Here is a 19,779-nt window from a genome sequence, read left to right as displayed (position 1 = left end):
GTGATAAAGCCGACAGTCGGCCACCCTTGTCACATGCGACCGCTTGAAACACTCTCGTAACAAGCGGGGGGTGGGTTCCCCTGGAGGCCTCCGGATGCTCAGGCAACGTGGCCAGCGACACATCGTTCAAATTTGAAACTTCCGGCCGGGACCCGTATGGTCGATGGGTAATTCAAATCTGAACTACTTAGTTCGTTCTCCTGGAAGAGGTAGAAATATGTCCGAGCCTGTCAAGGTCTCCGTTATCTACTACTCGGCCACCGGCAACGTCACCGCGCTGGCTCGCCAGATCGCCTCCGCCGCGGAGAAGGCCGGCGCCGAAGTGCGCCTGCGCCGCGTCGCAGAGCTGGCCCCGCAGGCCGCGATCGACTCGAACCCGGCCTGGGCCGCCAACGTGCAGGCCACCGCCGACATCCCCGAGGTCACCCCGGACGACGTCGACTGGGCGGACGCCGTCATCGTCGGCTCCCCGACCCGCTTCGGCAACATCGCCTCGCAGGCCAAGCAGTTCCTCGACACCCTTGGCGGCCTCTGGTTCCAGGGCAAGCTCGCCAACAAGGTCTACTCCGGCTTCGCCGCGACCTCCGGCAAGCACGGCGGCAACGAGTCCACGATCCTGGCGCTGTACAACTCCTTCCACCACTTCGGCGGCATCGTGGTGGCCCCCGGCTACACCAACGAGGCCCTCTTCGCGAACGCCTCGCCGTACGGCGTCTCGCACTACGGCTCCGAGCCCGTCGACGAGACGACCATCACCGCCGCGGCCGCCCAGGCCGAGCGCGTCGTCGAGACCGCCGCAGCCCTCAAGGCCGGCCGCGCCGCTCTTGCCGCTTAAGCGGTAGCGAGCGCACGACACGCGACACGCGACACGCGACACGCGACGCACGACGCACGACTCTGAAGCGCCCGTTCGGGCCTCCTAGGTATCGGGAGGATCCAGCGGGCGCTTTGTCGTGCTCCCTTGCGGTCGGTCTTTGGTCGGGGTTCAGGCGGTCAGCGACGGAGGGGTGGGCGTGGGGTGGGGTCGGGTGGCGGGGCTGCGGGTTCGATTCGGGAGCGGGCCGCGACACACCCGAGCGCGGGGGCTGTGGAGCGACTTTCCTTGCAGCGCAGTGGTTCCGGGGTGGAATGTGAGGGTCTTGTACACCTGTGGGTGATGACGGCGTGGGTCTGTTTCGGAGACAATTGAGGCACGTACAGGGACAGGAAATTCGTACAGGTGCCGGGTAGGTGCAAGCAGACTACGACAAGCCTCTGGCTGAACCGGCAAACCGACTTGTTTCGAGGCACTCAGCCCCCACCGGGGATTCCAGATCTCATCCCAGTGCTATCGCCCGCAGCTGTCCGCGCCCCCGATGGGCCGTGACTGGGTGGACGATCCCCGTCAGGATCACCCTCACGGGAAGGCGATGCCTCACACGGAGGCAACCGCGATTTGAGCAACACCCGCCAGCGCGACACCGGCAATGCCTGCTCACCGCCTCCCGCAATCAGTGCGTGCCGACTCGGCACCAGCGTTGGGACTGCGGCAGCAGAAGGAACGGCAGCGTCAAGACCGCTGGAACGACCATGCACGCCGCATACACCCACACTGCTCCCAGATCCACGGCCTGGGCGAAGATCAGCACTGGGATGACCATGCCGTGACCGACTACCGCGGCCCACCACAGGAACCGCGACCCGAACCAGACGCCCAGTGAGAACACGAGTTCGACGGCGCCGATCACCAGGAGCGGCCTGCCGACTTCGGCCATGTCGCCGAAGTCCTGGACCTCTCCCATGGAGATCAGCAGCCCGGCGACGACGAAGCAATAGAGCGGAGGAATGATGCCCGCGACGATCGCGGTCCACGGCACCCGTCGCGGTGCAGGCTCTGACGGCCGCATGTCATCCGCCATTGGCTTGTCCGCCTTCCGGAACGCTGTCGTGATCGGGCTGCACGCCTCCGAGCGGTTCGGGGGCCGAGAAGTCGGGGTCCGCCTCGACGCACTCCGGTCCGCCGCCGAGCGAGACCTCGATGGCGACCTGGCCCCAGACCACGTAGTTGAGGCCGATGCCGTCATCGCGGACGGCCCTCACATGCGAGACGGCGCCCGTGTCGTCGCGGTCGACCTCGACCTCGTGGCCCTCCGCCTTCCAGAACTCGGCCAGCGCCTCCGGGTACGTCTCTCGCACGAGCGGGTCCTCCCAGCTCGCTTCGGGGAAGACGTATTGCAGGTAGACGGTGTCGTGTCCGTCGAGCACCTCGTTGCGGTCCACGCCGTGCAGGCACTGCTCGAGGTCGACTGTCCGCGACTGGAACCCGGGGAAGTCCTCCAGCTCGGCGATCGAGTCCGCGACGAACCCTTCCATCGCGGCCAGTGCCTCGGTGTCGTTGAACTCCTCGTTCACCTGCGGCCCAGTGCAAGCGGCAGTGCCCGTGCCGAGTGCGAGTGCCGCCGCGGCGAGCCCGGCCGCTCTCGCTCGGGTCACAGCGAGTCCTCGTACGAATCGGGCGAGTCGAACGGGTCCACCGCGTCGCGGTCGACGGGGATGCCTTCGGGGAAGTACTTGCCGACCTTGTCGTACCGGCCGCCCGCTCGCACGCCGCCGGTGGGCGGGACGTACTCGATGGTCCCGGGCTCGCTGGCCGTCACCGGGCCGGACTGCACCCGCAGCACGGTGTAGCCGGACGCCCAGTACCAGAGGGCGATGCCGTCGGGCCTGATCGCGACCAGGCTGCGGTCGATGCGGTCGGGCTTCTCCTTCACGGCGTCGCGGGTGATCGTGTAGCCCAAGGCGGTCCAGTGCTCGCGGAGCACGTCGAGGTAGGTCTCGCGGACCAGCGGTGTGCCGGAGTCCGGGAGTGAGAAGACGTAGGTGATCTCGACGATCGTGAACCCCTGCACGTCGATGCCGTTGCGGGTCGCGGGCAGCTCCCCCCAGATGCGCTCCTTGAAACCCGGGAAGTCCGGGAGCACGGCGACGGCGTCCGCGGCCGCGGCCTCCATGGGCGCGTAGGCCTCGGCCTGCGTGTACTGCGGTTCAGGCGGGTTGTCCATGAGGTTCTCCACGATCGAGCGGACCGGCGGCAGGGCGGCGAGCGCTGCGAGGGCGCGGCGCCACGGCGGGCCGGGTCGGGGTCGGCGCGACATGCGGTCGGGTCATCGCTGACCGGTGGCGATGTCGGCGAGGGTCTCGCGTCCGGCCATGTTGGTGTCGTCCCAGTACGTGCTGTGGTTGTTGGCGTTCCAGGCGCCGGTGTCGCTGTGGTACGCGTTGCCGCCGAAGTCGTCGCCCGTGGGGTCGGCGCCGTGGAGGAAGTCCGGCGAGAGATGGATCGGGTCGAGCGAGTTCCTTGTCGCCCAGACGTTGTCCTCGTCGACGCCGAGGGCGCTGGCGGTGTCGGTGCCGACGCCCGGGGAGGCGACGAAGACGATGTTGTCCGCGTCGACGCCGTCCTTGGTGGCGGCGTGGCCGATCACGGTGGTGCCGTAGGAGTGGCCGGTGAGCGTGTGGTTGGTGTGCTCCTGGCCGGTGGCGCTGAGGCCCTGGGTGAAGTTCTCGAGGTCTTCGCTCGCGCCGTCGGCCCATCGTTCCTGCGCGGCCTCGGGGACGATCGTGTCGGGGGCGTCGTAGCCGAGCCACATGACCGTGGCGTTCGAGGATCCGGGTGAGGCGAGCTGCGCGTCGCTCTGCATGGTCTCGGTGCGGTTGAGGATGCCGGGGGCGCCGCCGAGGTTCGCGGTGGTGCCGGGGACGAACGTGTTGACGTTGTCGGCGGTGTCGGGGTTGCCGATCGAGACGATCGCGCGGCCGCTGTCCTGGGTGCCGAAGCCGAGCAGGTAGTAGGGCTGCTGCGGTTCGGGTCCTTCGGCGAGGGCGGGGGTGCCGTCGTCGTTGGTGATGCGGTCCTGGAGGTTGGCGAGGTCGCTGCGGTCGCCTTTGAGGTCGTCGAGCTCCTGCTTGGCCTGTTCGTACTCGTCGGATTCGGGGTCCATGCCTTGGAGCGCCTGCTCTTTGGCGGCGATCCGGCTGTCGAGTCCGTCGATGTCGTTGTCGAGGAGGGTGCGGTTGGCGGTGTCCCGGGACGCCGTGGGGATGCCGTCGACGGGGCCGACCCATTCGGGGTGCTCTGCGATGAGGGCTTGGCGCTCGGATTCGCTGAGGTGCTGCCACCACTGGTTGACCTGTTCGGGCGACATGCCTGAGGTGCCTTCGGCGATGGCCTCGGCTTCGTCGGCGACTTCTTCGGTGACGCCTTCCTTGTAGTCGTCGACGAGGTCGTCGTAGGTCGCGCCGAGGTGGGGCGGGAGTTCGGTGGGGTTCTCGCGCATCTCGGCGAGGGCGGCGGCGGCCTCGTCGTCGGCGTCGTGGGCGCGGGACATGACGGCGCGGAGCCAGTCCTGGTACTGCCCGGCGAGGCCGATGGCGGTGCCGTAGAGGTCGACGCTGTCGAAGAGGACTTTGAGGGTGTCGATGTCCCAGAAGCCGTCGGGTTTCTTGACGCCGCACTTGTCGCAGAGCCACTGCGGCGGGTCCAGGCTGAGGATCGCCCGGTGGAGGCCGCCGGAGAGGTTGACGTCGTATTCGCTGTGGGGGCCTTCGATCGCGAAGTCGTGCTGCTCGATGAGCGGGATGAGCTCCTTGAGCTCGTTCTGCTCCTTCTCGAACGCGTCGGCGGCTTCGAGGAGGGTGGTGGCGATGCGGGTGCCGGCGTAGTCGGAGAGGTCGTCCTCGTAGCGGTCGGCGGTCATGCCGATCTGCTCGCGCACCTGGGTGGCGGTGTCGGACTCGTAGTGCTCGGCGCTGAGGTGGCCCTCGATGACGTCGGTGCGGAGGCGCTCGGTGTGGGCGAGCTGCTGGTCGACGTAGGTCTTCCAGGATTCGCCGAGGGTGCGGACGGCGGTGCAGTCGAGGTCGCGCAGGTGCTCCCAGGTCATTTCGCTCATGGGCGCTACCAGTCGGGCCGGGAGGAGGCGTTCGCGTTGGGACGCTCGGGGTAGCGGTCGCCGGCGACGGACGCGAAGGTGCCGGCGTTGTAGTCGTCGACCTCGACGGCTTCCTCGGCGCAGACGGCGAGGTATTCGCCGGTGTTGCCGACGAGTCCGCGGAATCCGCCGGCGCGGTGGATCTGCCACCATTCGCCGGCCGCTTCGAGGGCGGGGCCGAGTGCGGTGGCGGCCTCCTTGAGGGGGCCGGCGGCTTCGGTGGTGGCGGTGGCGATGGCGATCGCCTGGGTGTCGACTTCGGCTTCGATCTCGAAGAGGATCTCGACGGATTTGCGGACCTCGTCGGGGTCCATGGCGAAGACGTCAGCGCCGGCCATGGGCGGCCTTCGGGTAGGGGGTGACCTGGGAGGCAGGGGGCATGGTTCGAGTCCTCGGGGTATAGGAACGAATCTTTCGCTCACTATAACGAGCGGAGGCAACACGGACCGGCCGTGAAACGGCGTGTCAGGCCTGGATGCGGGCGAGGATGCGTTCGGACAGTTCGCCGAGTTGGCGCATCTCGTCGCGGGTGAGTTCGTCGAAGACGAAGGCGCGCACCAGTTTCACGTGGCCGGGGGCCGCCTGGGCGAGCTTTTCGCGTCCGCGGTCGGTGAGGGCGGCGAGGGTCGAGCGGCCGTCGGTGGGGCAGGCGTAGCGCCGGATGAGGCCGTCGTTCTCGAGGCGCCGGGCCACATGCGAGAGGCGGGAGAGCGAGCCGTTGCAGAGGAAGGCGAGGTCGCTCATGCGCATCGTCTGGTCTTCGGCGTGCTCGAGCACCACGAGCACGCTGTACTCGAAGTAGCTGATGTCGGCGTCGTTCCTGACCTGTCCGTCGAGGGCGCTCGGGAGCCGCATGACCACGCGGATGAACGCCAGCCAGGTCGTCATCTCCGCTTCGTCGAGCCAAGGCGCTTCATCACTCATGCAACAAGCTTAACTGGACTACTTGATACATCAAGGATCCCGCGCTAGATTCGTTGAAGGTTCAACGATTCAGGAGTGTCGATGGCGAGGCGAGAGATGAGCGCTGGTCGGCCCGGCGCCGCGTTCGACGCGTTCCTCGCGGACGCCGCGCCCGCCGCCGCCGAGCGCCGCGACTGGGCGCCCGAGGACGGGCCCCTCCCGGCGCTGTACCTGAGCCACGGCGCGCCACCGCTGTTCGACGAGGCCGCGTGGATGGGCGAGCTCTTCGACTGGGCGCAGGGCCTGCCGCGGCCCAAGGGCATCCTCATCGTCTCGGCCCACTGGGAGGCCGCGCCGCTCATGATCTCGAGCCCCGCGGCCGGGACCCCGCTCGTGTACGACTTCGGGGGCTTCCCCGAGCGGTACTTCCAGATGCGGTACGCGACGCCGGACGCGACCGCGATGGCCCGCCGGGTCGCCGCGGCCATGCCCGACACGGAACCGCTGCACCAGCACGCGAGCCGCGGCCTCGACCACGGCGCGTGGGTGCCGCTCAAGGTCATGTACCCGGACGCGGACGTGCCGGTGCTGCAGATGTCGATCCCCACGCACGACCCGGACCGCCTCATGGCGATCGGGGCGCGGCTGCGGCCGCTGCGCGAGGAGGGCTACCTGGTGGTCGGGTCGGGGTTCATGACCCACGGCCTGCCGTTCCTCGACTTCCGCCGCCCCGAGATCGTGCCGGGCTGGTCGGCCGACTTCGACGAATGGGCCGGGGAGGCCTTGGCGCGCGGGGACATCGAGGAGCTGGCGCGCTACCGCTCGCAGGCGCCGGGGATGCCGTACGCGCACCCGACGGTGGACCACTACGTGCCGCTGTTCGTGACCTACGGGGCCGCGAGCGAGCAGGAGCAGGCCGCGACCACCGTGATCGACGGGTACTGGATGGGGCTCTCGAAGCGCTCGTTCCAACTCAACTGAGCGGGCCCGACCACGGGGCGGGCTCGAAAGCCGCGGGCAGGTGATCGTCAAATCCCGGCCCGCACGCGCCGTCCGCGCCGCACCCACCTTGCGGCCGGACGGCGCACCTATGCCTCTGCTTACTTGAAGCCGCGGTGCATGGCGACCGCGCCGCCGGCGAGGTTGCGCCAGGCGACCTTCCGGAAGCCGGCCTTGACGATGCGGTCGGCGAACTCGGCCTGGTCGGGCCAGGCCATGGTCGTGTCGGAGAGGTACTGGTACGCCTCCGGGTCGGAGGCGACGCGGGAGGCGACCTTCGGCAGCACGTGCTTGACGAACACGCCGTGGGCCTTGCGGTAGGGCTTCCAGACCGGCCGGGAGACCTCGCACAGGACCATGCGGCCGCCGGGGGCGAGGACGCGGCGGATCTCGGTGAGGCAGGCGTCGAGGTCGACGACGTTGCGGATGAAGAAGGAGCCGGTGACGGCGTTGAACGCGTCGTCGGCGAACGGCAGGCGCAGCGCGTCGGCGTTCACCAGCGGCACCTGGCGGTCCTTGTGGTGCTTGAGCATCTCGAGGGAGAAGTCGACGCCGACGACGTCCGCGCCCGACTTCGCGAGCTCGGCCGTGGAGACGCCGGTGCCCGCGCCGAGGTCGAGGCAGCGCTCGCCCGGCTGGAGGCTCAGCGCCTCGCGGGTCGCCTTGCGCCACCGCTTGTCCTGCCCGGCGACCATCACGGTGTTGGTGCGGTCGTAGCCCGGCGCGACCCGGTCGAACATCGCCGCGATGCGGCCGGGTTCTTTACGCGGGGTATTCGCTTCGTTCGCCTCGATCACTCGCACAGCCTTGCACACGGGAAACGGAAAATCCGCCGGAGCCCTGTCGGTGTGGGCCCCGGCGGATCAAGGGGTTATATCGGACGCGCGCGGGGTAACGCGGCGCGGGCGGCCCTGAGGGAGCAGGGAGCCGCTCGCTCGCCCTGGAGGAAGGCTGGCGGGTGAACCTCGGATCGCGACGACGGGAACGCCTGGGGCGCACCGGAAGGCGATGCGTGATGCTCGAGTGAGCGGTGCATGGCGCCTCCTTGTCGCGTTCGGTTCTCAAGGAGCGCGGACCGGTGTCGATCCCGGCTGGGATGACGCTGAGAGATCCCCCGAGTGCGGTCTGCGCTACACGACCACATTGACGCATGGAAGCTGTGATGTCGATCTATGAAACCGAACCGTTATCCCGTGTAACCCTTCCGATAGCAATCGCGTGCCGGTTGCCATAGGGAGCGACGCACTCGTATGCCTTCGTCGGATAACCGCTGGATCCACCGTTTTGCGGGCCGGTGTCCAGCTCCGAGAGGCGGGCGCAAAAACGGCGGGGCGCGCATGCGCGCCCCGCCTTCTCCAGGGGATACACAGAGAGGCGGACCTCTCCGGTGAAGGAAGTCGTTCAGCCTGCGTTCAGGCCCTATTCAGCATCGCCGGTGCGGGGCCGATCGGCAAGTGACGAGATCGAAGCGTTATTCACGGTCTACCGCTGGATGAGACTGCCTTTGAGCACCGTGGCGGTGCAGTGGCCGGCCGCGCCGTTGACGAGGGCCGCGTACGGGTCGCCTTCGGTGTCGACGTCGAAGACCGCGAGGTCGGCGCGGTTGCCCACCTTGATCGCACCGATGTCGTCGCGGCCGAGGGCCTTCGCGCCGCCCTCGGTGGCGGCCCGGACCAGCCACTCGTTGAGGCCTTCGCCGCCGTCGCCCTGGGCCAGCGCGAGCTTGCGCAGCAGGGGCCATTCGGCGGCGACGTCGAGGTCGGGGCTGGACGCGCGCGAGTCGGTGCCGATCGCGACGGTGTTGCCTTCGGCGCGGTAGGACGCGACGGGCGGCTCGCCGGCTTCGAGGCGGGCGTTCGAGCGGGCGCAGAGCGCGACGGCGGTGCCGAGGTTGCGCAGCAGCTCGCGGTCGGACTTGTCGAGGTGGACGCCGTGCGCCACATGCGAATCGGGGCCGAGCCAGCCGACCTTCTCCATGTGGGCGGCCGGGGAGAGCCCGGTGCCGCCGTCCGCGATCTCGAGGGCGAGCCCGGCGCGGCGGTTCATGAACGCGAACGGGCCGGAGCCGCGGCGCACGAACATGTCCTCGTGCATGGTCTCCGCCAGGTGCGGGTGGAGGCGGATGTCGAGCGTGCGCGCGAGCTCCGCGAGGCTCTTGCCGACCTCGGTGCCCAGCGTGTACAGCGTGTGCGGGCTGATGCCCACGGCCACGTCGGAGTTGTTGACGGCGCGGCTGTCGGTCACGATCTCGCGCCAGGCGCTGCGGCGGACCTCCCAGGCGGCGCCGTCGATGAAGCACGCCTCCCAGTAGGCGACGCCCGCGAGGTCGGAGGCGAAGAGCGGCTCGAAACCGGCTGCGGGCGTGACGATGTCGGCCACCGCTGTGACCCCGTGGCCGAGCGATTCGTCGATGCCGAGCTGCACGGAGGCCTTCCAGGCCTCATCGGCGGTCGTGGGGTTGCGGCGCGCGAAGTCCTGGATCCACTCGAAGAACTCCTTCTCGTTGCCGTACATGTCGGCGAACGCGGAGTAGCACAGGTGGGTGTGGGCGTTGACGAGCCCGGGGGTGAGCACGCCGTCGAAGGCGGTGGTCGCTTCGGCTTCGGGGGCGTCGGCGGCGGGGCCGACGTAGGCGATCCGCCCGTCGTCGACCCCGACCGCGCCCTCGCGAATCGGCTGGTCCGCAATGGGGACGACGACAGGGGCGGTGTATACGTGCATGGAACCGAGCTTACTCAGCCCCAGTGGACTCCAGCGCGGCGTACGCGGGGCGGATGACCTCCTCGATGATCCGGCGGCGCTCCGGGTGGTGCAGGAACGAGGCCTTCATCGCGTTCTCCGTGCAGCGCTTGACCTCGGCCCAGCCCCAGCCGAACGTCTCGGAGAGGATCTGGAACTCGCGGGAGACGCTGGTGCGGCTCTGGAGGCGGTTGTCGTTGTTCACGGTGACGCGGAAGCCCAGGTCGTAGAGGGCCTTGATCGGGTGCGTCTCGATCGATTCGGCCCCCTCGGTCTGGAGGTTCGAGGACGGCGCGACCTCGAGCGCGATCCGGCGGTCGCGGATGTAGTGCGCGAGGTCGGAGAGCTTCGCCTCGTCCCCGGTCAGGTCGATGTCCTTGATGAGCTGCACGCCGTGGCCGATGCGGTTGGCGCCGCACACGGCGACCGCGCCCCAGATCGACTCGGGGCCGCAGGACTCGCCGGCGTGGATCGTGAACGGCATGTTCTCGCGGCGCAGGTAGTCGAAGGCGTCGACGTGGCGCTCTGCGGGGTTGCCGATCTCGCCGCCGGCGATGTCGAACCCGACGACGCCCTTGTCGCGGTAGGCGACCGCGAGTTCGGCGATCTCCTTGGTGCGGTCGGCGTGGCGCATGCCGCACAGGAGGGTGCGCACGGTGATGGGGCTGCCCGCGGCGGCGGCGAGGCGCTGGCCCTCCTCGAACCCGGCGAGGGTGGCCTCGACGACTTCTTCGAGACTGAGGCCGGCGAGGAGCTGCTGCTCGGGGGCGTACCGGAGTTCGGCGTAGACGACGCCGTCGGCGGCGAGGTCCTGGGCCGCTTCGGAGGCGACGCGGAAGCAGTCCTCGGCGCGCTGCATGACGGCGACGGTGTGCGCGAAGGTCTCGAGGTAGCGCTCGAGGGTGCCGGAGTCGGCGGCCTCGAAGAACCAGTTCTTCAGGGCCTCGGGTTCGCTCGCGGGCAGGGGGTGGCCGATCTCGTCGGCGATCTCGATGATCGTCTGGGGGCGCAGGCCGCCGTCGAGGTGCTCGTGGAGCACGGCTTTGGGGGCCTTGCGGATGGCGTCGACTGCAAGTGGCTTGGGATTCATCCCATGAATATAGTCAGCCGCTTTCGCGGGCCTGCCTCACAGCCGCACTTCGTCCCAGTGGACGGGCCGCTCGTCGGCGAAGACCACGGCCCATTCGAGCGCCCACCGGCGGTGCCAGACCAGGTTGTCGTCGACGCCGCGCGGCGGGGCCTGCCCGGCGCGGCGGGCCTGGTCGCAGACCCAGTCGAGGCAGTAGTAGAGGTCGAGCATCTCGGCGATCACCGCGGGGTCGCGCGTGGGCGTGAGCTGGCGGTCGCGCCAGGCCCCGAAGGACTCGGGCCGGCGCAGGTCCGGCAGCAGCTCGGGGAGCTCTTCGCTGCACGGCACGGCCGGGTCGAGGTGGTCGACGAGGCCGAGCAGCCACGAGACGGTGTAGAGGCTCTCGAGCTGGTCGGCGTAGCGCTCGCGTTCGCCGCGGCCGCAGGCGATGAAGCCCCATTCGTCCGGGGAGAGGTGGTCGAGGACGTGCGCGTCCAGGAGCCAGCGCATCGCCAGTTCCTCGGGCATGTCGAAGACGCGGGCCTGGACGATGTTGAGGATCGCGGCGCGGGCCTCGACGTGGCCGCGGGGGCGCAGGCGCGGGAGCTGGCCGGCGGGGAACGGGAGGGGGAACTGGGCGGGGGGCGCCGGTATGCCGAGCGCGCTGAGTCCGTCCACTGTGCGCAGTCGAACGCTTCGCTGGTCTGAGATCGCCGTCGGCATAGGGCTCCCTACCACTTTTGGGGTTCACCGGAGGGGTGAATGCGCGTTCACTAGGAAGGGTGATTGTGAAGAACTGTAGCGTCCACCACACGCCGGAGTCAACGCGGGCAGAGGAAATCTTTAACCTTCTATCTACGTATTACGCAGGTGTTTCACTCCTACCGCGCGTGAGTCGCAAGTGTCCCCCGGGGCGAAGTGAACGCATCGGTAACCACGCCCGTTCGACACCCGTTCGACGATGAACGGACGGGTTCGCCAGGATCGGGCGAAAGCACGGGCAACTCCGGTCACATCGGACGGCGTCTAGATGGCAGGCCCTCCGGGCCCGAAGGCCGGACTCCCTCCTCCCCGAGGGTCCGGCCTTCGCCTTCCCCGCCGCGCCGGGCATGCTTGTACCGTGAGCACTCCCCAGGTCTTCGGCGAGCGGTACCGCCTCGTCCGGCCCGTGGGCGCCGGCGGCATGGGCCGCGTCTGGCAGGGCCTCGACCTCCACCTCGAACGCGAGGTCGCCGTCAAAGTCGTCAAACCCGACCTCCTCGACGGCCCCCAGCGGCACGAGGCCGCCGCCCGCTTCCGCCGCGAAGCCCGCGTCACCGCCCAGATCCAGCACCCCGGCGTCCCCGCGATCTTCGACGCCGGACTCGACGAGGCCTCCGGCGAGCTCTACCTCGTCATGGCCTACCTCCCCGGCCTCAACCTCCGCGACCTCCTCGACGAGACCGGCGCACTCCCCGGCGACTGGACCCTCGCCGTCGGCGCGCAACTCGCCTCCGTCCTCGCCGCCGCCCACGCCAAGCAGGTCGTCCACCGCGACCTCAAGCCCGCCAACATCATCGTCGGCCCCGAAGGCCTCGTGCACGTCGTCGACTTCGGCATCGCCGCCGTCCTCGAACCCGACGCCTCCCGCCTCACCATGACCGGCGACAAGCCCGGCACCCTCAACTACATGGCCCCCGAGCAGATCCGCGCCCAGCCCGCCGGGCCCGCCGCCGACCTCTACGCGCTCGGCGCGCTCCTGTACGAGATGGCCACGGGCGAACGGCTCTTCGCCGACCGCGGCTCCGCCTACGAGGTCCAGACCGCCCACCTCAAAGAACTGCCCGACCCCGTGCGCCGCCACCGCCCCGACCTCCCCGCGGAACTCGACGGCCTCGTCTCGCGCCTGCTCTCCAAGGAACCCGCCGAACGCGGCTCCGACGCGGCCCAGATCCACCTGCGCCTCGCCGCGCTCCTCGCCGCCGCGCCCGCCTCGAACGCCCCCGTCCACGACTGCGGCGACCCGACCTGGCCGTTCCGGGCCCCGCTCGCCCCCGCCCGGGTCGCGGCACTCGCCGCTTCGCAGGCCGCGGTCACGGCCGCACCGGACCGGCGCGAGCGCATCGCCGAAGCCGACCGGGCCTTCGGCATGGGCGACTACAACGGCGCGCTCTCCGCGTTCCGATCCCTCGCCAAGGACTTCGAGAGCCCCGACCCCGCGCTGGCCCTGCACTGCCAAATGCGCGCCGCGCAGTGCCTTGCGGCCCTTGGGAACGCGGCCAGCGCCCTCACCGGGCTCACGCGGGTCATCGAACGGCAGCGCCGCCTCGAGGGCGACCGCGCCCGCTCGACCCTGCGGTCCCGGCGCATCGCCGCCGACCTGCTCGCCGTCCTGGGCCGGGGCCCGGAGGCGCATCGCGAATTGTCCACTGTGGTTCACGAGATGGCCGCGGCGCTCGGCCCGGCCGATGCCGATACGATCGAAGCCGAACGGCTGCTGCGGACCTGGTCCACTCCGCGCCTTACGGCGGTGTCCCCGACGGGTCCCGCGTGGCCGGTGCCGCCCCCCGCCTCGCCTGGGAGTCCTCCTCGATGACCGCCCTCGGTCCGTACGCCCCGCCCGCCGACGACACGAAGACCCGCAACCGCCGCCTCGCCCTGATCGGCTCCTACCTCTGGGCGTTCGCGCCCCTGCTCACGTGCGGCTACGCCGCCCCGATCATGTTCGGCCTGGCGCTCGGCAGGCGCCGCGACAACCTGACGCTGTGGGCGCTGGTGGTCCACTCGGCGCTGGTCCTCGCGGGCTGCTTCGCGATCTTCGCGTCCGAGGATCCGGTCCCGACGTGGGCCCTCACGCTCTTCACCACGTCGATGGCCTTGTGCGCGTTCGGTGCCACCGCGCATCTGCTCGTGATCCGCTCGGCGGTGTGGGCGCCGCCCGCGCGACTGGAGGTGCCGGTGGCGAAACTGTCCAGTTCGGAGGTGGTGGACCGGGCGCGGAAGCTGCGGGAGCAGGCCCGGCGCACCGCGGAGGCGGACCCGATGCTGGCGAAGCGGCTCGGGATCGGGCGGCCGGACCTGCCGCGCCAGTTCGACGACGGCGGCCTCATCGACCTCAACCACGCCCCGCTGCAGGAGCTCATGACCCTCCCGGGGGTCACCGAGCGCAGTGCACGGCAGATCCAGGACTGGGTGGCGCAGTCGGGGCCGTTCGGCAGCCTCGGCGAGGTCATGCTCGTGATCGATCTCAGCCCGACCTTCGAGCACCACCTGCGCGAGTACTGCGTCTTCATTCCGTAAGCCGTTGGCGGGCAAGCGAAAGGCCCCGAGACCTGGTCTCGGGGCCGAGCGTTGTCGCCCTGCGCTGCGGGGAGCGCGCCGGTCGCTGTCAGGCGAGGCAGTAGACGGCGGCGGTGCGGCCGAACTGGTCGACTGCGGGGAGGTAGGCGGTGTAGTCGCCGGAGCAGTCGGCGGCGAGGGCTTCAGCGTTGGCGTCGGCGCCCATCCACTCGGCCGGGTCGACCTCGACCACGTCGACCACAGTGGAGTCGACGTCGGGCGAGTCGCAGGGCAGCGTGCCGTACTGGTACTCGGCGGCCATGGAGTTGAAGCAGTCGCCGGCGGCCGGGACCACCGGGTTGGTGCCCAGGGAGCTCGGGACGCCGTTGGACTCGACGCAGAAGATGTAGTCGACCGTGTAGGTGGTCTGGTCGTAGATCATGCTCCAGTCGGTCCAGGTCGCGCCGGGGACCTGCGCGCCGACGGTCTCGCCGCACATGTCGAAGACCGGCTGCGGGTCGGTGAGGCTGGAGCCGTCGGTGTTGGCGGTCAGGCCCGGGTCGGCCTCGAACGCGGTGATGGTCCAGAACGCGGTGGGGTCGGAGCACTCGACCGCGAAGATGGACGGGTCGGCGCTGATCATCTCTTCGGGGAGGCAGTCGCCGACTTTGGCGTCCGCGACGGCGTCGACCTGCTCCTCGCTGACTTCGTTGTCGGTGGCGCTGTCGGAGGCGGCGTCCTCGAGGATGCCGCAGCCGGTCAGGGCGATGCTGCCGGCGAGGGCGACGCCGCCGACGGCGAGGATGCGGCGGATGGGACCGAGGGTCTCGGAATTGAGGTTCATGAGCTGCTTTCTGTGGGTCACCGCCTATCGGGTGGGGCGGTGCTAGGGAATTCAGCGCGACGATATGGGAGGGACTCAACTACTGAGACGGCAGGGATCGTTACCATGCCGCCCGCCACGTCGCTGAACTGGGACTTCACTGCGGTCGCGGCGTCGCGCCGCCGCCATCATGGCGAGGATCACAATGGTTGCAATTCGGTCAAGGTGCCAGGAACCTCAGCCGATGCACGGGATGGCCTGGGGCGCAAAGGAGGACGCGGGTTCCGCCCAATGGTCACCGCGTCCTCCGGCCCTGGGGTACTCAGCCGATCTCGACGAAGTACTGGGTGCCGTCCAGGCTCATGATGTCCTCGAAGTAGAGGAGGTACTGGTCGGCGCCCGCGGGGACCTCGACGCAGGCCGAGCCTGTGGAGGTGCCGCCGCTGGAGACGTCCGGGACGAGGGTGATCTGGTCCTCGACGGTGTTCATGCAGTCGATGCTGTCGTAGAAGGTGCCGTCGGCCCAGACGCCGAAGGTCACGTCGAGCCACAGCGAGCCGGTCTCGGTGCCGTTGTAGGTGCCGTCGAGGGTGACCAGGCTCTGCTGGAAGCCGTCGGCCGGGGCCGCGTTGAACTCGTCGGCGGCGAGGATCGCGTCGGTCGCGTCCAGCGTGGCCTCGGAGGCGGTGACGGTCCAGTCGCCGATCTCCAGGGTGGAGCCCGCCGCGAGCGGGGACTCGGGACTGGTGCCGTCGCCGGCCGGGGCCTCGGCCTCCGCTTCGGTGTCGGCACCGGCCTCTTCGGCGGCGTTCGCGGTGTCCCCCGAGCCAGTGTCCTCTGCGCCGCAAGCGGAGAGGGCGGCGAGGGCGATGAGGCCGGCGCCGGAGGCGGCGAGGAGGCGCTTCGAGATCTCGGGGAATTCGATGTTCATGATCAACCTTCTGTGGAGTGGTGTTCGTAGTTCAGATCTTGTGAACTCACTTCACGAGATTAAACGACTGTGTCGAGCGTCCGCAACGCGGGGTGGGTTACGATTCGATAAATCCAGACAGGGGAGCCGCATGACCACCCGTGACGCCAGTTCCGGCGAGACCATCACGCTGACCGACCTCGCCCGACTCGCGGGCGTCGGCCGCAACGCCGTCAGCAACTGGCGCCGCCGCGAAACCGACTTCCCGGCCCCCGTGGACGCAACGTCCCGGCGGCCCCGGTTCGCGCTCCACGAACTCGAGCAGTGGGCCGAACGGCACGGCCGGGCACTCGACGTCACCGGCGCCGACCGGCTCTGGTTCACCCTCGCCGACACGCACCCGACCGCCGAGGCCGCGCTCAGCGCGGTCGCCGCGGCCTTCGGCGACGGCGGCGAACCCGCGATCACCAAGCAGCTCAACGACTTGCGACGCGAGACCCCTGCCTCGGCCCTATTTGAGTTCTTCATCGAGCGCGCCCGCGAAGCCGCCGGCACCGGCGTACCGCCGGGCATCGCGCCCCTCGCCGACATCGCCGCCGCCGTCACACAGGGCACCGCGCGGCCCGCAGTCCACGACCCGGCCTGCGACGAAGGCGACCTCCTCGCCGAAGTCGCCCGCCGCACCGGCCACTGCCGCGTCCTCAGCGGCCAAGACCTCTCCGCCCCGCGCGCCGCCATCGCCGAGCAGCGCCTGCGACTCCTCGACGCTGAAGCGGCAGTGGTTGCGCGCGTGGGCGATTCACTGCTGCAACCCGTACCCGGCGAACGGTACGACCTCGTGGTCTGCGACCCGCCGTTCAACGTCAAGGACGGCGGCGCGAACCAATACGCAGTCGGCGACGACCCCCGCCTCGCCTACGGCACCCCGCCGCGCACCGAACCCGAACTCGCCTGGGCCCTGCACTGCGTCGCCCTCCTCGCCCCCGGCGGACACGCCGTCGTGCGCATGCCCGCCCAAGTCGCCCACCGCCGCACCGGGCGGCGCATCCGCTCCGAACTGCTCCGCTGGGGCGCACTGCGCGCCGTCGTCGACTCCCCTGAAGCCAAGGCGCACATCTGGATCCTCGCCCCGCGCGGCGAGACCACCCAGCTGCTCGTCTCCGGCGGCGGCGACTTGGCCGAGGCCTGGCGGCAGTTCACCGCCACACCGGACGCGCCGCTCGCCACCGCCGACTCGACCACCGTGCCCCTCATGCGACTCTGGGACGAGGACGTCGACATCTCCCCCGCGGTCTACCTCGCCAGCGCCACCGGCGACGCCGCGAGCCTCGCCGAATCCGTTGCGGGCCTAGGCGACCGGCTCGGCGGGCTGGCGCGGCACCCGCTGCCGCGCTTCGGCACCGGCGCCGAAGCGAGCACCCCGGAGACGAGCCTGGCCGACCTCGAACGCGACGGGCACCTACTCATCGCCCCGGGCGGCAGCACTGGGCCGCAAGGGGACGACGACGCCAGATGCGTCATCGTCGACCCAGTGGGCGAACCACAGGTGCGCCTCGGCCCCCGCAGCGACGCCACCGAGACACAATGGACCGTCAGCTGCGGACCCACAGTCGACCTCGGCTGGATCGCCGCCGCCCTCGCCGCCCGCCTCCCCACCGCGACCAAACGCACCGCGACCGGCGCGAAACGCCGCCTGCTCTCAGTGAAGATCCCCCGCATCGCCCTCGCCGAACAGCAGCGGCGCGGCGCGGCCTACACAGCCCTGGAAGACCTGCGCGCCGCCCTCGCCCAAGCAGGAGCCGACGCCGAGGCCCTCACCGCAGCAGCCGCGGCCGGCCTGGTCTCGGGCACGGTGACCGCAGAGGACTAATGCCGCGCGGTGAGATGCTGCGCGCTGGCGCGCGGCGCTCCGCGACGCCGCCCATAGGGCATGCCCCTTCCCACCCGCATCCACCTCCGACCAACCGAATAAATGAGACGACTGTCCCACACGGGTCCGACACTCCACCAAACGCGATTCCTGCTCACGTACCCGCAACTGCGGCCGACGCGAACCCTTGGCGCCGACCTGTCCGTGTAGGTGGTGGAGGCGAGCCTGATGGCTTAACGTCAGCAGTGTTCCCGTCGCCCATCGAAAGCCGTGACATGGACCGAGCCGAACCGCCAGAAGCGCCCGAGTCCGAACCGCAGCCCGCCGCGGCGTCCAAGCCACCAGGCCCGCCGCCGGAACCGCAGCCGGCCGCATCCGAGCCACCCGTTCCGGGGCCGCCACCCGAACCACCGGCGGCGACACCGCCAAAACCGCGCACACCCGCAACGGTCCTCATCGCGGTCGTCCTGCTCTGGCTGCTCACCGCCCTGGCCGCCTGGGTCGCGCTCGTATCCGCCGTGGCGACCTCCTTCGAAGTGAGCGTCCGCCACGCCGGCGCCTGGAGCCCGCTGGAGTTCGTCGAACCGGCCCTCATCGCAGCCGCCGCCGTCCTCCTCGGACTCCTCGCGCTCAAACTCCGCAGCGGCCGCGACTGGGCCCGCCACGTCATCGCCATCACCACCGCAATAGCCCTCGCCGCTGCAATCCTCACCGGAGTCGGAACGAACCCCGGCACCGGCATCACCGGCACCCTCCTGTTCGCCCTCCTCCTCGTCCTCCTGCTCCTACGCCCCACCCGCGACTGGTGCGACTGCGACGCGCCCCGCCACAGCCCCAAGATCAACACCGCCGCACAACCGCCCCACCAGGTCGTCGCCTCGCTCCTCGTCCTCTGGACGGCCATCGGCATCGCCCTCTACGCCGGCGCGGCGGCACTCCTGGCGCTGGCGGGCGACGAAGCCGACATGGCCGGGACGGGAACAGCCTGGGCCGCGGGCGCGGTACTGCTGCTCGCACTCGTTCAGGGCGCGTTGAACATCGGCTTCTCGTGCCACCGCAACTGGGCCCGCTGGGCATCGGTCGTCCTCGCAGCGGCCTACGCGGCCTGGCTACTCATCGCGGCGATCCTGAACTTCGTCCAAGACGGCCCCGGCCCGGGCCTGATGCCGGCCCTGCTCAGCCTGGTCCCACTCGCCCTGATCGCCTCACTGGCAAGCACGGAATCCCGGAGATGGTGTAACCAGTCCACGCCCGAAAGCTGAACTGAGACAACGAAAAAGCCCGACCAAAGGTCGGGCAATGGAGCCGGTGACAGGACTCGAACCCGCAACCTACTGATTACAAATCAGGCGCTCTACCAATTAAAGCTACACCGGCAGGTCAGCGCCGTATCCACAGCGCGACGGAACGATTCTAGCCGACCCCGGCGCAACCGGCGGCCCGCCCCGATCGGGCGCGGGCCTGGTGGCGCGTTTGGTGGAAACCTAGAAAAAAGATGGGCGGAAGCGGGCGTTGGACCGGCCGGTGTTGTAGGAAACCTCCAACGAAGGCACGAATTTGGTAGTGGATCGGTTGCGTTGGGTTGCGACACTGGTCGCATGAACACTGCAACGGAAAACGTCGAGCGCAGCGCTCGCTCATCAGTCGTCAAGTGGGCCGTGGCGCCCTTCGTCTGGGCGGCGCTGCTCGTCGTCTGGGTCCTGTTGATCAGCAACGGGCCGGTATCGACGATCACGTTCGTCGTACTGCTGGCGCTGCCCGCGCCGTGGCTGCTGTGGGCGTCGTGGCGGATGCCGCGGCCGCGCGTGGACACGTACGTCGCGGAAGGCGGCGCGCTGCTGACGGGGTTCATCTCCCTGTACCTCGCGACCCTCACCTACATGATGTTCAACGAGGGGCCGGCGCCGGTCGAGCTCATGGTCGTCTACTTCGCCGCGGCGGCAGTGTTCGTCGCGGCGGCCGTGCCGCTGCCGGGGCGGCGGATCGCGTATGGGGCCGCCGCGCTGGCGTGCGTGATCCTCGGCGTCGGGCTGCGGCTGCTCTACTCCGGCACCTCGTTCTACCCGGGCATCGACTTCATCACGAAGGACGAGCTGTTCGCGTGGACGTTCCTCGGACTGCCCGCGCTCGGTGCGCTGCTGCAGTTCCTGTGGTGGCTGCGCCGCAGGGACCGCGTGGCAGCCTGAGCCGGAAACGGAGCGGGGCGGGCGCATATGCGCCCGCCCCGTTTGCTGTGCG

19 protein-coding genes and 1 tRNA gene are annotated in these 19,779 nt (G+C 69.8%); 7 read left to right on the top strand and 13 right to left on the bottom strand.

The features are described 5' to 3' along the window. Positions 1 to 217: 217 nt before the first annotated feature. On the top strand, positions 218 to 835 hold the full coding sequence (gene wrbA / locus AB0I03_RS14875; RefSeq protein ID WP_360412138.1) for an NAD(P)H:quinone oxidoreductase: 618 nt from the start codon (positions 218 to 220) through the stop codon (positions 833 to 835). Between the two features lie 655 nt (positions 836 to 1,490). Here the strand turns inward: wrbA and AB0I03_RS14870 are convergent. From AB0I03_RS14870 to AB0I03_RS14845, 6 genes are all read right to left on the bottom strand, one after another. After that, positions 1,491 to 1,898, bottom strand: a complete 408-nt coding sequence (locus AB0I03_RS14870; protein ID WP_360412135.1) for a hypothetical protein — start codon at positions 1,896 to 1,898, stop codon at positions 1,491 to 1,493. Then, on the bottom strand, positions 1,888 to 2,472 hold the full coding sequence (locus AB0I03_RS14865) for a hypothetical protein (protein WP_360412132.1): 585 nt from the start codon (positions 2,470 to 2,472) through the stop codon (positions 1,888 to 1,890). Before AB0I03_RS14865 ends, AB0I03_RS14870 begins: the two co-directional genes overlap by 11 nt. After that, complete coding sequence (locus tag AB0I03_RS14860; protein WP_360412129.1) at positions 2,469 to 3,134, bottom strand: hypothetical protein; 666 nt, start codon at positions 3,132 to 3,134, stop codon at positions 2,469 to 2,471. Before AB0I03_RS14860 ends, AB0I03_RS14865 begins: the two co-directional genes overlap by 4 nt. A gap of 9 nt (positions 3,135 to 3,143) precedes the next feature. Next, the gene (locus AB0I03_RS14855) at positions 3,144 to 4,931 is read right to left on the bottom strand and encodes an alpha/beta hydrolase (protein ID WP_360412126.1); all 1,788 of its coding nucleotides are present in this window, start codon (positions 4,929 to 4,931) and stop codon (positions 3,144 to 3,146) included. A 5-nt stretch (positions 4,932 to 4,936) separates the two neighbouring features. After that, on the bottom strand, positions 4,937 to 5,308 hold the full coding sequence (locus AB0I03_RS14850) for a hypothetical protein (RefSeq protein WP_360412123.1): 372 nt from the start codon (positions 5,306 to 5,308) through the stop codon (positions 4,937 to 4,939). 127 nt (positions 5,309 to 5,435) lie between these two features. Further along, a complete protein-coding gene (locus tag AB0I03_RS14845) occupies positions 5,436 to 5,894 on the bottom strand; it encodes a MarR family transcriptional regulator (protein ID WP_360412120.1) in 459 nt (152 codons plus the stop codon). Positions 5,895 to 5,975: 81 nt separating this feature from the next. Here AB0I03_RS14845 and AB0I03_RS14840 point away from each other — a divergent pair, with 81 nt between their 5' ends. After that, the gene (locus AB0I03_RS14840; protein ID WP_360412117.1) at positions 5,976 to 6,854 is read left to right on the top strand and encodes a class III extradiol ring-cleavage dioxygenase; all 879 of its coding nucleotides are present in this window, start codon (positions 5,976 to 5,978) and stop codon (positions 6,852 to 6,854) included. Positions 6,855 to 6,973: 119 nt separating this feature from the next. Here the strand turns inward: AB0I03_RS14840 and AB0I03_RS14835 are convergent, their stop codons facing one another. The 4 genes from AB0I03_RS14835 to AB0I03_RS14820 all read right to left on the bottom strand — a co-directional run bounded on the left by AB0I03_RS14835 (position 6,974) and on the right by AB0I03_RS14820 (position 11,358). Beyond that, a complete protein-coding gene (locus AB0I03_RS14835; RefSeq protein ID WP_360412233.1) occupies positions 6,974 to 7,612 on the bottom strand; it encodes a class I SAM-dependent methyltransferase in 639 nt (212 codons plus the stop codon). Between the two features lie 742 nt (positions 7,613 to 8,354). Beyond that, the gene (locus AB0I03_RS14830; RefSeq protein WP_360412114.1) at positions 8,355 to 9,593 is read right to left on the bottom strand and encodes an amidohydrolase family protein; all 1,239 of its coding nucleotides are present in this window, start codon (positions 9,591 to 9,593) and stop codon (positions 8,355 to 8,357) included. Between the two features lie 10 nt (positions 9,594 to 9,603). Then, entirely contained in the window at positions 9,604 to 10,701 is a 1,098-nt protein-coding gene (locus AB0I03_RS14825; RefSeq protein ID WP_360412111.1) for an adenosine deaminase, read from the bottom strand. 36 nt (positions 10,702 to 10,737) lie between these two features. Then, positions 10,738 to 11,358, bottom strand: a complete 621-nt coding sequence (locus AB0I03_RS14820; RefSeq protein WP_360412108.1) for a DUF4272 domain-containing protein — start codon at positions 11,356 to 11,358, stop codon at positions 10,738 to 10,740. A 442-nt stretch (positions 11,359 to 11,800) separates the two neighbouring features. Between AB0I03_RS14820 and AB0I03_RS14815 the strand changes: the two genes are divergently transcribed. Next, positions 11,801 to 13,255, top strand: a complete 1,455-nt coding sequence (locus tag AB0I03_RS14815; protein WP_360412105.1) for a serine/threonine-protein kinase — start codon at positions 11,801 to 11,803, stop codon at positions 13,253 to 13,255. After that, a complete protein-coding gene (locus tag AB0I03_RS14810; RefSeq protein WP_360412102.1) occupies positions 13,252 to 13,959 on the top strand; it encodes a helix-hairpin-helix domain-containing protein in 708 nt (235 codons plus the stop codon). The genes AB0I03_RS14815 and AB0I03_RS14810 overlap by 4 nt, the downstream gene beginning before the upstream one ends. A gap of 88 nt (positions 13,960 to 14,047) precedes the next feature. On the opposite strand, the gene AB0I03_RS14805 is transcribed toward AB0I03_RS14810, so the two are convergent. Both AB0I03_RS14805 and AB0I03_RS14800 read right to left on the bottom strand, forming a co-directional pair. Then, positions 14,048 to 14,782, bottom strand: a complete 735-nt coding sequence (locus AB0I03_RS14805) for a hypothetical protein (protein ID WP_360412100.1) — start codon at positions 14,780 to 14,782, stop codon at positions 14,048 to 14,050. Positions 14,783 to 15,083: 301 nt separating this feature from the next. Continuing rightward, positions 15,084 to 15,692: a hypothetical protein gene (locus tag AB0I03_RS14800; protein ID WP_360412097.1), complete on the bottom strand. Its 609-nt coding sequence runs from the start codon at positions 15,690 to 15,692 to the stop codon at positions 15,084 to 15,086. Between the two features lie 130 nt (positions 15,693 to 15,822). On the opposite strand from AB0I03_RS14800, the gene AB0I03_RS14795 reads away from it, so the two are divergent. Together AB0I03_RS14795 and AB0I03_RS14790 are read left to right on the top strand one after the other, a co-directional pair. Continuing rightward, positions 15,823 to 17,541: an N-6 DNA methylase gene (locus AB0I03_RS14795; RefSeq protein WP_360412094.1), complete on the top strand. Its 1,719-nt coding sequence runs from the start codon at positions 15,823 to 15,825 to the stop codon at positions 17,539 to 17,541. A gap of 275 nt (positions 17,542 to 17,816) precedes the next feature. Continuing rightward, a complete protein-coding gene (locus AB0I03_RS14790; RefSeq protein WP_360412091.1) occupies positions 17,817 to 18,803 on the top strand; it encodes a hypothetical protein in 987 nt (328 codons plus the stop codon). Positions 18,804 to 18,841: 38 nt separating this feature from the next. Here the strand turns inward: AB0I03_RS14790 and AB0I03_RS14785 are convergent. After that, positions 18,842 to 18,918: transfer RNA gene (locus AB0I03_RS14785), tRNA-Thr, on the bottom strand. Between the two features lie 221 nt (positions 18,919 to 19,139). Between AB0I03_RS14785 and AB0I03_RS14780 the strand changes: the two genes are divergently transcribed. After that, positions 19,140 to 19,727 carry a hypothetical protein gene (locus AB0I03_RS14780; protein WP_360412088.1) on the top strand — a complete coding sequence of 196 codons (588 nt, stop codon included), beginning with the start codon at positions 19,140 to 19,142 and terminating at the stop codon, positions 19,725 to 19,727. Positions 19,728 to 19,779: the final 52 nt, after the last annotated feature.

The sequence above is a fragment of the Glycomyces sp. NPDC021274 genome (genome assembly GCF_040641195.1).
In the GTDB taxonomy this organism is placed as follows: domain Bacteria; phylum Actinomycetota; class Actinomycetes; order Mycobacteriales; family Micromonosporaceae; genus Glycomyces.
Note: the sequence above shows the minus strand (reverse complement) of the source record. Positions and strands in the feature narration are given on the sequence as shown.

Excerpts from the sequence above, each read along its gene's own strand:
- wrbA (WP_360412138.1), top strand. The coding sequence starts at position 218 with ATGTCCGAGCCTGTCAAGGTCTCCGTTATCTACTACTCGGCCACCGGC.
- AB0I03_RS14870 (WP_360412135.1), bottom strand. The coding sequence starts at position 1,898 with ATGGCGGATGACATGCGGCCGTCAGAGCCTGCACCGCGACGGGTGCCG.
- AB0I03_RS14860 (WP_360412129.1), bottom strand. The coding sequence starts at position 3,134 with ATGTCGCGCCGACCCCGACCCGGCCCGCCGTGGCGCCGCGCCCTCGCA.
- AB0I03_RS14855 (WP_360412126.1), bottom strand. The coding sequence starts at position 4,931 with ATGAGCGAAATGACCTGGGAGCACCTGCGCGACCTCGACTGCACCGCC.
- AB0I03_RS14850 (WP_360412123.1), bottom strand. The coding sequence starts at position 5,308 with ATGGCCGGCGCTGACGTCTTCGCCATGGACCCCGACGAGGTCCGCAAA.
- AB0I03_RS14845 (WP_360412120.1), bottom strand. The coding sequence starts at position 5,894 with ATGAGTGATGAAGCGCCTTGGCTCGACGAAGCGGAGATGACGACCTGG.
- AB0I03_RS14840 (WP_360412117.1), top strand. The coding sequence starts at position 5,976 with ATGGCGAGGCGAGAGATGAGCGCTGGTCGGCCCGGCGCCGCGTTCGAC.
- AB0I03_RS14835 (WP_360412233.1), bottom strand. The coding sequence starts at position 7,612 with ATGTTCGACCGGGTCGCGCCGGGCTACGACCGCACCAACACCGTGATG.
- AB0I03_RS14830 (WP_360412114.1), bottom strand. The coding sequence starts at position 9,593 with ATGCACGTATACACCGCCCCTGTCGTCGTCCCCATTGCGGACCAGCCG.
- AB0I03_RS14825 (WP_360412111.1), bottom strand. The coding sequence starts at position 10,701 with ATGAATCCCAAGCCACTTGCAGTCGACGCCATCCGCAAGGCCCCCAAA.
- AB0I03_RS14810 (WP_360412102.1), top strand. The coding sequence starts at position 13,252 with ATGACCGCCCTCGGTCCGTACGCCCCGCCCGCCGACGACACGAAGACC.
- AB0I03_RS14805 (WP_360412100.1), bottom strand. The coding sequence starts at position 14,782 with ATGAACCTCAATTCCGAGACCCTCGGTCCCATCCGCCGCATCCTCGCC.
- AB0I03_RS14800 (WP_360412097.1), bottom strand. The coding sequence starts at position 15,692 with ATGAACATCGAATTCCCCGAGATCTCGAAGCGCCTCCTCGCCGCCTCC.
- AB0I03_RS14795 (WP_360412094.1), top strand. The coding sequence starts at position 15,823 with ATGACCACCCGTGACGCCAGTTCCGGCGAGACCATCACGCTGACCGAC.
- AB0I03_RS14790 (WP_360412091.1), top strand. The coding sequence starts at position 17,817 with ATGGACCGAGCCGAACCGCCAGAAGCGCCCGAGTCCGAACCGCAGCCC.
- AB0I03_RS14780 (WP_360412088.1), top strand. The coding sequence starts at position 19,140 with ATGAACACTGCAACGGAAAACGTCGAGCGCAGCGCTCGCTCATCAGTC.